At 61.3% G+C, this 13,780-nt stretch carries 15 protein-coding genes and 1 riboswitch (1 of these 16 only partly in view); of the genes, 4 read left to right on the top strand and 11 right to left on the bottom strand.

Annotation, left to right across the window (positions count from 1 at the left end):
- From LKE65_RS01475 to LKE65_RS01490, 4 genes are all read right to left on the bottom strand, one after another.
- Window positions 1-271 carry the beginning of an NAD-dependent epimerase/dehydratase family protein gene (locus tag LKE65_RS01475; RefSeq protein ID WP_278740168.1) on the bottom strand. Its footprint begins 716 nt before the window's first position, so 271 of the gene's 987 nt are visible here — the first part of the coding sequence; the start codon lies at window positions 269-271; the stop codon falls past the left edge of the window.
- A gap of 84 nt (window positions 272-355) precedes the next feature.
- Entirely contained in the window at window positions 356-877 is a 522-nt protein-coding gene (locus tag LKE65_RS01480; protein ID WP_086647365.1) for a DUF192 domain-containing protein, read from the bottom strand.
- 49 nt (window positions 878-926) lie between these two features.
- Complete coding sequence (locus tag LKE65_RS01485) at window positions 927-1,604, bottom strand: MBL fold metallo-hydrolase (protein ID WP_086647364.1); 678 nt, start codon at window positions 1,602-1,604, stop codon at window positions 927-929.
- Between the two features lie 100 nt (window positions 1,605-1,704).
- On the bottom strand, window positions 1,705-2,118 hold the full coding sequence (locus LKE65_RS01490) for a host attachment protein (RefSeq protein ID WP_194301403.1): 414 nt from the start codon (window positions 2,116-2,118) through the stop codon (window positions 1,705-1,707).
- 124 nt (window positions 2,119-2,242) lie between these two features.
- On the opposite strand from LKE65_RS01490, the gene LKE65_RS01495 reads away from it, so the two are divergent.
- The 4 genes from LKE65_RS01495 (at window position 2,243) to LKE65_RS01510 (ending at window position 5,413) form a co-directional block, all read left to right on the top strand.
- Entirely contained in the window at window positions 2,243-3,352 is a 1,110-nt protein-coding gene (locus LKE65_RS01495) for an XdhC family protein (RefSeq protein WP_278740170.1), read from the top strand.
- Window positions 3,337-4,011, top strand: coding sequence for a nucleotidyltransferase family protein (locus tag LKE65_RS01500; RefSeq protein ID WP_278740171.1), 675 nt, complete (start codon window positions 3,337-3,339; stop codon window positions 4,009-4,011). Before LKE65_RS01495 ends, LKE65_RS01500 begins: the two co-directional genes overlap by 16 nt.
- A gap of 96 nt (window positions 4,012-4,107) precedes the next feature.
- Entirely contained in the window at window positions 4,108-4,458 is a 351-nt protein-coding gene (locus LKE65_RS01505) for a RidA family protein (RefSeq protein ID WP_086647359.1), read from the top strand.
- 313 nt (window positions 4,459-4,771) lie between these two features.
- Window positions 4,772-5,413, top strand: a complete 642-nt coding sequence (locus LKE65_RS01510; protein WP_278740174.1) for a CHAP domain-containing protein — start codon at window positions 4,772-4,774, stop codon at window positions 5,411-5,413.
- An 85-nt stretch (window positions 5,414-5,498) separates the two neighbouring features.
- Here LKE65_RS01510 and LKE65_RS01515 read toward each other — a convergent pair whose 3' ends face one another.
- The 7 genes from LKE65_RS01515 to speD form a co-directional block, all read right to left on the bottom strand.
- Complete coding sequence (locus LKE65_RS01515) at window positions 5,499-6,164, bottom strand: TetR/AcrR family transcriptional regulator (protein ID WP_086647357.1); 666 nt, start codon at window positions 6,162-6,164, stop codon at window positions 5,499-5,501.
- 131 nt (window positions 6,165-6,295) lie between these two features.
- Window positions 6,296-6,850, bottom strand: a complete 555-nt coding sequence (locus LKE65_RS01520; protein WP_278740175.1) for a hypothetical protein — start codon at window positions 6,848-6,850, stop codon at window positions 6,296-6,298.
- A 503-nt stretch (window positions 6,851-7,353) separates the two neighbouring features.
- Window positions 7,354-10,239: an aminomethyl-transferring glycine dehydrogenase gene (gene gcvP, locus LKE65_RS01525; protein WP_278740186.1), complete on the bottom strand. Its 2,886-nt coding sequence runs from the start codon at window positions 10,237-10,239 to the stop codon at window positions 7,354-7,356.
- 127 nt (window positions 10,240-10,366) lie between these two features.
- The gene (gcvH, locus tag LKE65_RS01530) at window positions 10,367-10,732 is read right to left on the bottom strand and encodes a glycine cleavage system protein GcvH (RefSeq protein ID WP_278740188.1); all 366 of its coding nucleotides are present in this window, start codon (window positions 10,730-10,732) and stop codon (window positions 10,367-10,369) included.
- Between the two features lie 69 nt (window positions 10,733-10,801).
- The gene (gene gcvT, locus LKE65_RS01535) at window positions 10,802-11,938 is read right to left on the bottom strand and encodes a glycine cleavage system aminomethyltransferase GcvT (RefSeq protein WP_086647273.1); all 1,137 of its coding nucleotides are present in this window, start codon (window positions 11,936-11,938) and stop codon (window positions 10,802-10,804) included.
- Window positions 11,939-12,100: 162 nt separating this feature from the next.
- A riboswitch (glycine riboswitch) is annotated at window positions 12,101-12,191 on the bottom strand.
- A gap of 50 nt (window positions 12,192-12,241) precedes the next feature.
- Window positions 12,242-13,114: a polyamine aminopropyltransferase gene (gene speE, locus LKE65_RS01540; RefSeq protein WP_086647276.1), complete on the bottom strand. Its 873-nt coding sequence runs from the start codon at window positions 13,112-13,114 to the stop codon at window positions 12,242-12,244.
- A 109-nt stretch (window positions 13,115-13,223) separates the two neighbouring features.
- Window positions 13,224-13,691, bottom strand: a complete 468-nt coding sequence (gene speD, locus LKE65_RS01545) for an adenosylmethionine decarboxylase (protein ID WP_278740193.1) — start codon at window positions 13,689-13,691, stop codon at window positions 13,224-13,226.
- Between the last annotated feature and the right edge of the window lie 89 nt (window positions 13,692-13,780).

Below are 13,780 nucleotides of genomic sequence, written 5' to 3' on the forward strand. Positions count from 1 at the left end.
GAACCCCGGCCTGTGCTGCAAAGTGGAAAATACCGCGGATATGCGGCTCCCTGGCAGCAAGGGCCATAAGGGTATCGGGCTGGCTGATATCCAGCCCATGCAGGGTAAAGCCGGGATACTGCTCCAACAGGAGCAGGCGGCTTTTTTTCAGGTTCGGGTCGGGGCAGGGTGTCAGGTTATCAACCCCGATCACCCGGTCGCCGCGTTCGAGCAGTGCCCGTGCAACATGAAAACCAATAAACCCGGCTGCACCGGTTACCAGAAAGGTCAAAGTCCCGCCTCGTGAGCTAAGCGCACCCAAGCTCCGCCAGCCCGGTGCCATGTCAGGCGCTTCTAGCGGAGCAGGGGCGGCGCGTCAGGGCGTTTTTGTGGTTGGCTGGGCTGCCTGTGGCACGGAGGCAACCGGGGCTGCCGGCGCCAGAGAGGCCGCCTCCACCTTGTCCCCCACCATAATGCCCAGTCTGGCGGTTACGCCACCAGCCAGTTCCAGCGTGGCCAGTGCGGGGCCGTGGCTGCTGATATGGGCCAGACTTTGCGGCACTGCGTTTTCCACAATCGCCTGCACGCGCTGGTCGGGGCCAATAAAAACAATATCCAGCGGGACAAGGGTGTTTTCCATCCACATATCACTCTGCTGGGGCGCACCCCACGGGAACAGCATGCCCCCATCGGCTGGCACCTGCGTGCGGAACATCTCGCCCACCTGCTGCTGGCGCGGGGTTTTTGCCAGCTCCACGGAGAAAACATGCCTGCCCGAAGCGGAGACAATGCTCAGCGGCTCCTTGGGCAGAACCGGCTGGGCCTGCGTGGGCTCTCCATCATCCGCCAGGGCGGGCAGGCCCCATGTTGCACCCGCACTCCCCACCAGCGCGGCCATAAGCAGCCCGAACAGTTGTTTGTTCTTCACGTCCTGTTTTCTCCTGCACTCAATGCGCGTCTTGCAAAAACGGGTTACCCGTCCGCTCCGCGCCCAGTGTGGACAATCCACCATGACCGGGGACTATCACAATATCATCCCCAAGCGGCAGCAGCTTTTGGCGTATGCCCTCTATAAGCTGTGCGCCGTTACCATAGGCAAAATCCGTCCGGCCGACGGAACCACGGAACAGCACATCCCCCACAAAGGCAAAGCGGGCGCGCTCGTCCACCAGCACAACATGCCCCGGCGTATGGCCCGGCACATGCACCACGCGCAACTGGCAGCCCAGATAGTCCAGCACCTCGCCATCACGCACAAAGCGATCGACCGAGGCATTCTCCAGCCCGGTAAGGCCAAAATGGCGGGCCTGATCGGTTATGGAGGAGAGCAGAAACGCATCCCGCTCATCCGGCCCGATCACGGCCGGGCGGGGCTTGCCCTGTGCTTCCAGCCCACGGCACAGGGCCATAACACCCCCGGCGTGGTCCAGGTGGCCGTGGGTCAGCACAATGGCCTCCACGTTCAGGGACTTGCGGTTTGCAAAGTCGAGCAGCACATCCGCATCCCCCCCCACATCGACCATGATGCACCCGCCCGTGCCCTCGTGCCACAGGATGGAGCAGTTCTGCCGGAACGGGGTAACCGGAACGATGCGTAGCTGCATGCCGGGGTAGGAAACCTGCATATGCGACCTCTCTTTTGCGCCGTGTTCTGGCCAGTATGCCAAAAAAAAGCTGCCAGACGGAACCATCTGGCAGCTTTCTGTCTGCGGCTTAAGGCTTTTTTTAGCCCGGCAGCACCCAGCCTGTGGCCGGGATGTCAAAATGCTTGTGCAGGTCATGGGCCGGAATGTTGGTCAGGTCCTTGATCAGCGTCTTGATCACCTTGGCTTCGGCAGGTTTGCTCAGATGGGCGCGGATGTCGTGCATAATGGGTGCAGGAGCCGCAATAACAAAGCCCGCCACGTTGGCACCGTGGGCAACCATGGCGTTAATGCGGTCGGCCACGTTACGGGCAAACCCTTCCTTGGCCGCTGTGCGGGGGTCGGTTTCGGGCGGGAGCTTGCCGGGGGTGTCTTCATGGCCATCGGCCTTAAGGTCCGTTACGTCGCGCATTTCGCCCTGCGCATCGTGCAAAAAGCGCACTTTGCCGCCATCAGCAGCAACGTAAACAATCAGGCCGTCTCTTTCTTCAGTCATGGAAAATATGTCCTTGTTCCAAAATCGTACAGCCCGTTCCCATTGTTGCTGTGCAGCCACGCCGCTTCTGGCCTGTTCTGCTGCCAATGGGCAGTCTGTGTGCACAGTGATATAGGCAACGATCATGACAGTTCCAGCCCCCCCTCCCCAACTCCTGACCCCACTGGACCATGCACTGGCCTGGGCGCGGGCGGGTGAGCCTGTGGCCCTTGCCACCGTAACCGGCACGTGGGGCAGCTCCCCCCGCCCGGCGGGGAGCTGCATGGCCATCAGTGCGCGCGGTGCGGTGGAAGGTTCGGTCAGCGGTGGGTGCGTGGAAACCGATGTGATGACCCACGCGCAGGACATTATGGCCGGAAGCCCCGCACAAACGCTGGAATATGGCGTAAGCAGCGCCCGTGCGTGGGAGGTCGGGCTGGCCTGTGGCGGGCGGCTGGACGTGCAGGTGGAAGCCATAAATTCCCCCGCCTGCCCCACCGGAACCTTCCCCCTTGCACTGCTCGAACAGGTCTGTGCGTGCATGGCAAACCGGCAGGCGGCGGCCTTGGTGCGCCTGCACAATGGCACACAGCACGCACTTGTTGTGCAAACAGAGCAAGGCAGCACTGTGCAATTTGGCACCTGCCCGCCCGAAATCTGCAACGCAGCCCATGCCCGCCTGCAACACGGCCGGAGCGGGGCGGAGGCAGATGCCACCGGGCAGGAATGGTTTGTGCAGCCTCTGGTGCCCGCCCCGCGCCTGCTTATTGTGGGGGCGGTACATATTGCCCAGTCTCTGGCGCGCATGGCCAGCATGGTCGGGCTGGCCCCCATTGTCATTGACCCGCGCTCCGCACTGGCCACGGTCCAGCGTTTTCCCGGCCTTGTTCCGGGACAGACCCTGCTGACCGAATGGCCGGACGAAGCCATGCAGGCACTGGGCATAGACCCCATGACCGCCATTGCCACCCTGACGCACGACGCCAAGCTGGATGACCCCACGCTGGAGGAGGCCCTGCGCAGCCCGGCATTCTATATTGGGGCACTGGGCTCGCGCAAAACGCAGGCCAGCCGCATGGAGCGCCTGCGCACGCTGGGCTTTGCCGAGGCAGAACTCGCCCGCATCCGTGGCCCCATAGGGCTGGCCATAGGCGCTGTAGGCGCGGAGGAAATAGCCCTGTCCATTCTGGCCGATATTGTAGCCGTGCGCAGGCAGGCCCCACTGGCGCAGGCGCGCGGGTGGCAATACCCCTGATGCCCCCCGCGCAGGACGGCACGCGGGCAGGAACACTCGCCGGAACTCTGGCCATTGTGCTGGCTGCGGGCCAGTCCTCCCGCACAGGGGCACAGCACAAGCTGCTTGCCCCCGACGCCACGGGCTGCCCCATGCTGGTACGCACCCTGCGCAACACCCTGCACAGTGCCGCCGCCCATGTGCTGGTACTGCTCCCCCCCAACCGGGCCGAACTGGCCGAACTGACCCACGCCCTGCCCGAATACGGCACACGCCTGAGCACACATTGCGTGATGGATGCGGCTGATGGACTTTCTGCCTCGCTCCGGGCGGGTGTGCGCGCGGCACAGGCCATGCCAGCCACCAGCCTGCTGGTCTGCCTGGGCGATATGCCCCTTGTGCCCACCCACCTGCTGAACGCCCTGCTCTATGAGCAGCACACCACACAGGCCCCGGTTGTAGCCGCGCAAAGGCACAATAAGCCCGGCAACCCGGTTGTGTGGTCCAGCACCGAATTTGCCGCACTGCTCGGGGTGACGGGGGATCAGGGCGGGCGGGCCATCCTGCGCGCACTTGGGCCTGCCGTGCGCCTGCTGCCCGCCCCGGCAACCCTGCTGGAAGACTTTGATACCCCCGACAGACTGGACCAGTTTGCCCGTATGGTGCCGCCCCCCGGTTGACCGCAGCCCCGATCGCTCCGAAAACTGTGGAACCGCATGTGCGTTAGAGGCGCATGCGCCTGTTATTCCGATAATCCACTAAGGAAGCGTTTTTTCATGAGCAAAATCCTGCGCACCAACCCCAACCCGATTCTGTCCGCAGCGGTGGAATACCACGGCTTTGTGTACACTCAGGGTGTTGTGGCCCGCGATCTGGACCAGGACGTGGAAGGCCAGACCCGCGACGTACTGGCACAGCTGGACGCCCTGCTTGAACAGCACGGGACCGACAACACCCGCCTGCTACAGGCCCAGATCTGGCTGAAGGACATTAACGACCGCGACAAGCTGAACGCCCTGTGGAGCGCCTGGCTGCCAGAAGGCATGGCCCCGGCCCGCGCCTGCGTGCAGGGTATTCTGGCCGACCCGCGCATGCTGGTTGAAATCATGCTGGTCACCACCAAATAAGCCTGCCTGACCTGCCGGGCTGGCCTTTTGCGGGGCGTGGTTTTTTAGCCACAGATGCACCGAATCAGAATCAGCCCGGCTTTTATCCCCTGTTCGCCAAATCCGCCCTGCCATGCCGAATTAAGGCAATCTCGTGACAGATGATAGGAATTAATTCCTATTTTTCATTTTCAACCCGGTTCTTTTTGGCAAACAGTCACTTTCGCGTTTTTGCCGCGCAAACAACGCTTGCCTGATCTGCATTGATGTTTATACCTGACCACAGAACATGCAGCTGACCTAAACTAAAGCAAGCCAGGGAAAGGCAGACACGATGCAGGATGGACGGTCTAAAAAGCTAAAACTTACGCTGGCCGTTGTGTCCTTTGTTACTGCTTCCTTTTTCACCTGTTCTGCTCAGGCGCGCACGGCTCACCGCAATGTGCACACGGCTTCCAGCCACCACCACCGCAGCTCCAGCCATGTGATCCAGTGCGTGGCTTACGCCAAGTCCGCATCCGATGTGGTCCTGCACGGCAATGCGCGTGACTGGTGGCACAATGCCGCCGGTGTGTATGACCGGGGGCTGGAACCCAAGGCAGGCAGTGTTCTCAACTTCCGCGCCACACGCCGCATGCCGCTTGGCCACGTTGCCGTTGTGCGCAACATTGTGGACAGCCGCACCATTGTTATTGACCAGTCCCACTGGGCGCAGGCCGGTATCAGCCGCAACGTGTCTGTTATAGACGTGTCCCCCAACAATGACTGGTCTGCCGTGCGCGTTGCCCTGAACAACCGCAACAGCTACGGCTCCATCTACCCCACTTACGGGTTTATCTACCCCCATTCGGCCAGCAAAAATGCAACGCCTGACAGCCTGAAGCAGGAAGTCATGACCGCATGGGCCAACAAGATGCCAGCAACCCAGCTGGCGCAGGCACCCGCAGGCGCACAGCCTGTAGCAACCCTCCCGTAAGCGGTTCCCCACCGCTTATGCGCCCATACCCCGCTCAGCCAGCCTGAACGGGGTATTTTTTTGTCCGGCTTTTAGCACCAGCGCCCTATTTTGGCGGACCAGAGGCAATGCGGACACGCACCGCACTTTCCAGCACATTCCAGCTTGCCTCAAAAAAGTGGCGTTTGGCGGCATCGGTCGCAAACGGCTTGCGCCCGCTTAGCATCTGGTGCAGCGGCCAGCCTGTTACCAGACCGCGCAGGCTCATTTCCAGCACCGCAACTTCGGCCCGGTTTTCCGGCGTATCTGGCCAGCCCAGCACCTTAGCCAGCAACATTTTCATCCGCTCGTGCAATGGTTCTATGGCCCGATCCAGATCTTCGGTAATGCTGGCAAACTGCTGGCAGTCCATAATAAGGATCCGGTAAGTTTCCACCGTTTCGGGCACCAGCAGAAAATCCAGAAAACGACGCAGCATATCCTTTATGGCATCCATCGGGTTGGCCATGCTCCCCGGCTCAACCTGCAAAATGCCAACAAGCTCCCGGCAGCGCTCGTGCACCACGGCCCTGAACAGCTCTTTTTTGGAAGGGTAGCGCCGGTAAATGGTCGCCTTGGAGCAGCCAATAACCTTGGCAATATGCTCAACAGAAGTTCCGGCGTACCCTGCGCGCATGAACGCTGTGGTGGCTGTGGCAATAACCGTACGGTCCAGCTCTTCCGCCGCCTCGTGCGATGGGCGGCCGCCCGTATGTGTTACTCCGTCTGCCATAAACCCGGTTAACCCATCTGCTGTTTGCCAAAAAACGTCTGCCCCACATTACTCCCTCTGCCCATGGCAGGAAAGCCAGCGCCAGCCCCATAAGGTGGAACACGTAGCAGATTATGGCCCTGTGGGCTGGATCAGTCGGGAATAAGCTCCATATCCAGCCGGGCAATCTGCCAGGACATAAGAACACCCCGCGCCTGCTCGGCCAGATGCACATCCACGCCGTGGGCATTTTCCATAAACAGAACCCCATGCCCCTGCCCTACAACCGCACTGCCCCCGGTTGTCCAGTACGTGCCGCTAAAATCCTCGGGGCGGGTAATGTTGCTTACACAGCCTGCGGCGGCAAAAAAGGCATGCCCTACAGCCAGCACCCCGCCACCACGCGCCACAATCTGGTAGGTATGCCCGCCGAGTTCGAGCGTGCCACGCCCCCACTGGTAGCCAACCACAGCACCAAGCTCTTCCACCCGCACACTCAGCCGGCCATCATTAGGCGCACAGACCAGCGGCTGCGCTACAGGCTGTGGCTGTGGCTGTGGCTGTGGCTGTGGCTGTGGCTGTGGCTGTGGCTGTGATTGCTGGGCCAGAGCAGAGTGCGCCACAAGCCAGAATGTGGCTACCAGCCCTCCGGCAATAGTCCTGCCACCCTTATGTGAGCGCACTGCCAGCGGGGTATGTGCCAGCACGTGCACCCGCCCCGCCAGACCAGACCTGCCGCGCAGAAAATTGCAAAACGAGACAAAGCCCCGGCGCCACAAAGGCATCCCACGCACTGGCGTGGAACAACTGGATAACTCAGCCAAGACTGGCACGGATTCTTGCATCCTCTGGCATGGGGGCAGCCGCCTGCCGCAGGTAAAGACAGGCTAAACCGGCATTTTAAGAAACGAGACAGTTTCGTTTTTATTCTGCGCTCCAACCTGTGTCAAACACAAACCCCGGGCCTGAAAAACCACGCCACTGACTGGCCAGAACCTCCGCCACATGCCCACACAAGGGGAGCAAGGCCCAACTTGGTGCAGGCCCGTAAGGTAAGGCGAGCGCAACGCCAGCAACACACTGCCGCACAAACACAAAAGGCGGCCCGGAGGAAAACCCCCGAACCGCCCTGTTGTGAGCCGATGGTGCTAGCCGATGGTGCTAGCCGATGGTGCTAGCCGATGGTGCTAGCCGATGGTGCGGGCTGTGATTATTCCATCCATTCCGCAATATCAGGGCAGGAACACACAAGATTGCGGTCCCCGTATACGTTGTCGATCCGGGCAACGTTGGGCCAGTATTTGGTGGCCGGGTTTACACCGGGGGGGAAGCACGCCTGCTGGCGGCTGTAAGGGTGTTCCCATACCTCTGCCGTAACCGCAGCACCCGTATGTGGTGCGTGGCGCAGCACGGACTGCTCGGCTGTCACCGTACCCTGCTCCACCGCACGCACTTCTTCACGAATAGCCAGCATGGCATCGCAAAAGCGGTCCAGCTCGGCCTTGCCTTCGGATTCAGTCGGTTCGATCATGAACGTGCCCGCAACGGGAAAACTGACCGTAGGGGCATGGAACCCGTAGTCCACCAGCCGCTTGGCCATGTCATCCACCGTCACGCCCACGTTGTCCTTGATCGGGCGCAGGTCCAGAATGCACTCATGCGCAACCCGCCCCTTGGCCCCACGGTACAGCACCGGATACGCATCGGACAGGCGGCTGACAATGTAGTTGGCATTCAGGATAGCCACCTGCGTTGCGCGCTTCAGCCCTTCATCCCCCATCAGGCGGATATACGCCCATGAGATGGGCAGGATGGAGGCCGAGCCAAACTGGGCAGCGCTCACGGCTACATCCACCGCCGCATCCGCCGGATTACCCGGCAGGAACGGGGCCAGATGGGCACGCACACCAATGGGCCCCATGCCCGGACCACCCCCGCCATGGGGGATGCAGAAGGTCTTGTGCAGGTTGAAGTGGCTGACATCCCCACCATAATCCGCCGGGCGGGCAAGGCCGACCTGCGCGTTCATGTTTGCGCCATCCACATAAACCTGCCCACCGGCTGCGTGCACCATGTCGCAGATGGCGCGCATGTTTTCTTCAAACACGCCATGGGTGGAGGGGTAGGTGATCATCACAGCGGACAGGTCCGCCGCGTGGGCTGCAACCTTGGCCTGCATGTCTTCCAGGTCAATGTTGCCTTCACCATCACATTTGACCACCACCACGCTCATGCCCGCCATCTGGGCGGAAGCGGGGTTGGTGCCATGGGCAGAGGCCGGAATAAGGCACACATTGCGTTCCCCCTGCCCGCGCGCACGGTGGTAGGCCCGAATGGCCAGCAGGCCCGCGTACTCACCCTGCGCGCCCGAATTGGGCTGGAAGGACACCGCATCATACCCGCTGATCGCGCACAGCCAGCGCTCAAGGTCGGCCAGAAGGCTCTGGTAACCCTGCGTCTGATCAGCCGGGGCGTAGGGGTGCAGGTCACAAAAACCGGGCCACGTAATGGGCAGCATTTCCACCGTGGCGTTCAGCTTCATGGTGCACGAGCCAAGGGGGATCATGGTCCGGTCCAGCGCCAGATCCTTGTCGGACAGGCGGCGCAGGTAGCGCAGCATATCCGTCTCGGACCGGCAGGAACCAAACACCGCCTGCCGCATGAAGGCAGACTGGCGGACCAGCGCTTCCGGCACGGTCGAGGCGGCCTGTTCCAGCTTGAGCGCCATATGCCCCATACGGTCGCGGTCGGTGCAGAACACGGACCAGACATCCAGCACGGTTTTGATTGTGCTGGTTTCGTCCAGACTGATGCCAATGCGCCCAGCCCCTGCATTGCGCAGGTTCATGCCCATTTCGCACGCACGGGCCAGCAGGGCGGGGGCATTGTCACCCGCATCTACGGTAATCGTGTCAAAGAACGCGGTGGTCTGCACGGTTACGCCAAGTGCGCGCAGGCCCGCAGCCAGTGTGCACGTAAGCCCGTGCACACGCCGGGCAATGGCCTTAAGCCCTTCCGGCCCATGATAGACTGCATACATGCCCGCAATAACGGCCAGCAGCACCTGTGCGGTGCAGATGTTGGATGTCGCTTTTTCGCGCCGGATGTGCTGCTCGCGCGTTTGCAGCGCAAGGCGGTAGGCCGGGCGGCCCTCGCTATCAACCGAAACCCCGACAAGGCGGCCGGGCATGCTCCGCTTATACGCATCGCGCACGGCCATGTAGGCGGCGTGCGGGCCACCAAAACCCATGGGCACGCCAAAGCGCTGGGTGGAACCAATGGCAATATCCGCCCCCAGCTCTCCGGGGGAGGCCAGCATGGTCAGGGCCAGCGGGTCGGCGGCCATAATGGCAATGCCACCAGCCGCATGCAGCGCCTGCACACAGGCGCGCGGGTCGGTCAGCTGCCCCGAGGAGCCGGGGTACTGGAACACGGCGCCAAACACGTCTGCCGCGTTCAGGTCCGTTGCCGGGTTGCCCACCTGTATGCAAAAGCCCATCGGCTCGGCACGGGTTTTGAGCACGGCAATGGTCTGGGGGTGGCAGTCCGCATCCACAAAGAACGTGTTGGAGGCGGATTTGGCAACCCGCTTGGCCAGCGCCATGGCTTCCGCCGCTGCCGTGGCCTCATCCAGCAGGGAGGCATTGGCAATGTCCAGCCCGGTCAGTTCGGTAACCATGGTCTGGAAGTTCAGCAGCGCTTCCAGCCGCCCCTGGCTGATTTCTGGCTGGTAAGGCGTATAGGCCGTGTACCATGCCGGGTTTTCCAGAATATTGCGCCCGATCACGGCAGGCAGCACCGTGCCGTAATAGCCCTGCCCGATCAGGCTGGTGAGCACACGGTTCTGCCCGGCCAGCGTGCGCAGGTGTGCCAGCACGTCTGTTTCGGTCCAGCCTTCCCCCAGCCCCAGCGGCTGCCCGACCCGAATGGCGGCGGGCAGGGTCTGGGCTGTCAGCTCATCAAGGGAGCTGGCACCCACCGTGCGCAGCATGGCGGCCTGCTCATCTGGCGTGGGGCCAATATGGCGGGCGGCAAAGGCTGCGCCATCGGCCCGAAGCCCTGCAAAAGCGGGCAGGTTTTCAACTTGGGAGAACATGCGGGGAACGATCCTGATACACGCGGGTAAACGCAAAACAACAAGGAACACCCCACCCCGTATGCGCGCACCGGTCTGGCAGGCATACGGGCGCGCCGCTCAGGCGGGCGGGGTGGAGCGGGGCTGCTCAGCCAATAAAGGCGGCGTAGGCCTCGGCATTCATCAGGCCATCAAGCTGTGCGGGGTTGCTCAGGCGGAACTTGACAATCCAGCCCGCACCCTGCGGGTCGGAGCTGACGGTGGAGGGGTCATCGGCCAGAGCGGCGTTGCCTTCCACAATCTCACCATCCACGGGAGCGTAAATGTCGGATGCAGCCTTGACCGATTCCACAACGGCAACGGCTTCGCCTGCCTTGACCTGCGTGCAAGCGGGCCGTGTTTCCACAAACACCAGTTCACCCAGTTCATCGGCTGCATGCTGGGTAATGCCCACCACGGCCGTATCACCATCCACGCGCAGCCATTCGTGTTCGCTCGTAAAATACAGGGTCATTGCCTTAATACTCCGTAAGGCCCCAAACCGGGGCCTGCCTGAAAACATGTTGAAAAGGAAAAAAGCGCTTTACCGCTTGAAGCGCGCAGGCACCAAAGGCAGAGCCGCCACGCGGGATGGCACGCCACGCCCGCGCAGTTCCGCCACAAGCTCCGTACCTACAGCGGCATGGGGGGTGGCCACATAACCCATGGCAACCGGGGCCTCCAGCGTGGGGCCAAATGCGCCGGATGTCACCTCGCCCACCTTGTCGGCCAAGGCCTCATCTGCATACAGGGGGGCACCGTGGCGCACGGGGGCGCGGCCGGTTGGCAGCAGGCCCACGCGGCGGCGGGTTACACCTTTTTCAAGCTGCTCCAGAATAATATCCGCGCCCGGAAAGCCGCCAGCACGTGCGCCACCGGTGCGGCGGGACTTCTGGATAGACCATTCCAGTGCTGCTTCCACCGGGGTTGTGGTTTCATCAATATCGGAACCATACAGGCACAGCCCGGCTTCCAGCCGCAGGCTGTCCCGCGCACCCAGGCCGATCAGCCTGACCTGCTGGTGCTGGAGCAACTGGCGGGCCACGCGGTCTGCATCCTTGGCGGAGAGCGAGATTTCGTACCCGTCTTCCCCCGTATAGCCCGAGCGCGAGACGATGCAGCGTGCGCCATCAATTTCGAGCATGCACACATCCATAAAGCGCATGGTTGCGGCATCTGCATCAAAGCTGCTCAGCACGTCCTGCGCCAGTGGGCCCTGCAGGGCCAGCAGGGCGCGGTCTTCCAGCTGCTCAACCAGACAGTCGGCCAGATTATCCTGCATATGGGCAAAGTCGGCCTGCTTGCATGCGGCGTTCACTACCAGCAGCAGGCATTCTTCCTGCGCGATCACCATCAGGTCGTCCAGAATACCGCCCGATGTGTTGGTGAACTGCGTATAACGCTGCCGGTTGGTTTTAAGGCCCACAATATCGGCAGGGACCAGACGTTCCAGCGCGCGGGCTGCGTCCTCCACATTGCCAGAGCGTGCACGAATACGCACCTGCCCCATGTGGGAGACATCAAACAGGCCCACCTGTTCGCGCACATGGCGGTGCTCGGCCATAATGCCATCCGTGTATTGCAACGGCATGGAATAGCCTGCAAACGGCACCATTTTGCCGCCAAAATCCTGATGCAGGGTATGGAGAGGAGTATGGAGGAGAGAAGAATCGGTGCCCATGCACGCCGCCTTACAAAAAAGGCCCAAACTCCGCGCGCACCCCATGCCGGGCACAGGACAAAAACACGGAGCTTCGGACCGGACCGTCCGCTGCCCCTTCTGTGCTTTTGCCTGAGATCGCTATCCCGTCGGCGGGTGCGAACGCACCTCTCTCCAGAAGTTTAGAGCGCAGGGTCCTTTTGCCTGAGAGTTTCCGGGGCGGTTGCTCCTTCGGCGCCAGCTTTTTACGGCTGGTCTCTCCCTCTGCGCGGGTGCGACCGTGACATTATTTCCCTTACGAGTCAATCACGGTCACGGGGTAGATTACGCCTTTGCGCCGGGCAGGTGCCGGGCAATATAGGGCGGCAGGTTAAAGGAGCCGGTATGGATTTCTGGCGTCCAGTACTGGGTTTTACCCAAAATACCAGCCTGTTCGGCACGGGCGCGCACAACGGCTGTATCCTGCCCGGCGGGGTTTGGCCCCTTGGAGGCGATGCCCAGAGTCATGAACCCGCCGACATAGGTCGGCACAGCCGCCACATAGGCGGACACATGGGGGAAGTATTTGGCCCGGCGTTCGCTGGTTTCAAACAGTTCATCGGCCTGCATGAAGGGCACACCGCACTGGTTGACAATCAGCCCCTCCGCGCTGAGCACGCGGGCGCAATGTTCGTAAAAACTGTCAGTAAACAGGACTTCGCCCACGCCAATGGGGTCTGTGCTATCCACAATAATCACGTCAAAGGAGCCATCGGCTGCTTTGGCAACGTAATCAATCCCGTCGCCCACAATCACTTCAGCGCGCGGGTTGGTCCAGGCATCGCCCGCAATGGAGGGCAGGTGCTGTTTGGAAAGTTCGATGACTGCGCCATCAATTTCCACCATCACGGCTTTTTCCACGCCGGGGTGTTCCAGCACGCGACGCAGCACGCCACCGTCACCCGCGCCAATAATCAGCACCCGGCGCGGAGCCTTGTGCGTAAACAGCGGCACGTGGGTCAGCATTTCCTGATAAACGAATTCATCCCGTTCGGTAATCTGCACCACGCCATCAAGCAGCAGGACGCGACCGTGAGAATCGCTTTCAAATACAACAATATCCTGAAACGGGCTTTTAACGCGCGCCAGTTCCCGAACAACACGGAAGCGCTGGCCCCAGTTGTCGTACAGGGTTTCTTCAATCCAGTTTTCAGCCATCTCAGCCATCCTTGCCATGCACGGCACGGCGGCCCTGCCCAATGCCTGGGCAAAGCCGCCGTTCAATACCGATAAAGAGGAAGTTTGCGCTTAATCCGCGCGGGCTTTTTTAAGCCTGTACGCGGCCGCGACGCTCTTCGCTTACGTCCAGCTGCTCGGCCTGAAACAGGCTCTGCATAACCGGAATAGCCAGATGCGGGTCGCATGCGCCACACATGAAAATGTCGACCGCAGCAAAGTTGCGTTCGGGCCATGTGTGGATGGAAATATGGCTTTCAGCCAGCACAACAACGCCAGATACACCGCCATTGGGTGTAAAATGGTGGAAATGGCTGTGCAGAATGGTTGCCCCTGCCGCCAGAGCCGCTTCACACAGGGTGCTGTCGATTTTCGCGGGGTTGTCCAGATTAGTGGCCCCCCACATATCAACCAGCAGGTGTGTCCCTGCAAATTTTTCGCCGTCTTTTTCGACGAAATAATCTTTACAGTCATCATCTTCAAATGTGACCGGAACAGAAATTGCCTGGTTATTGCTCGGGAGTTCCGAGACCATCCCCAGTTGAGCAAGTGCGTTCATTGACGTACCCCCAAACCAGTAGACAGCCTGTTGGGCGAAATTAATCGCCCCCTTGGGCCAAGAGCGCGCTAACTAGGGCTTTTTACCCC

This window comes from Acetobacter fabarum, from assembly GCF_022483405.1.
GTDB lineage: Bacteria > Pseudomonadota > Alphaproteobacteria > Acetobacterales > Acetobacteraceae > Acetobacter > Acetobacter fabarum.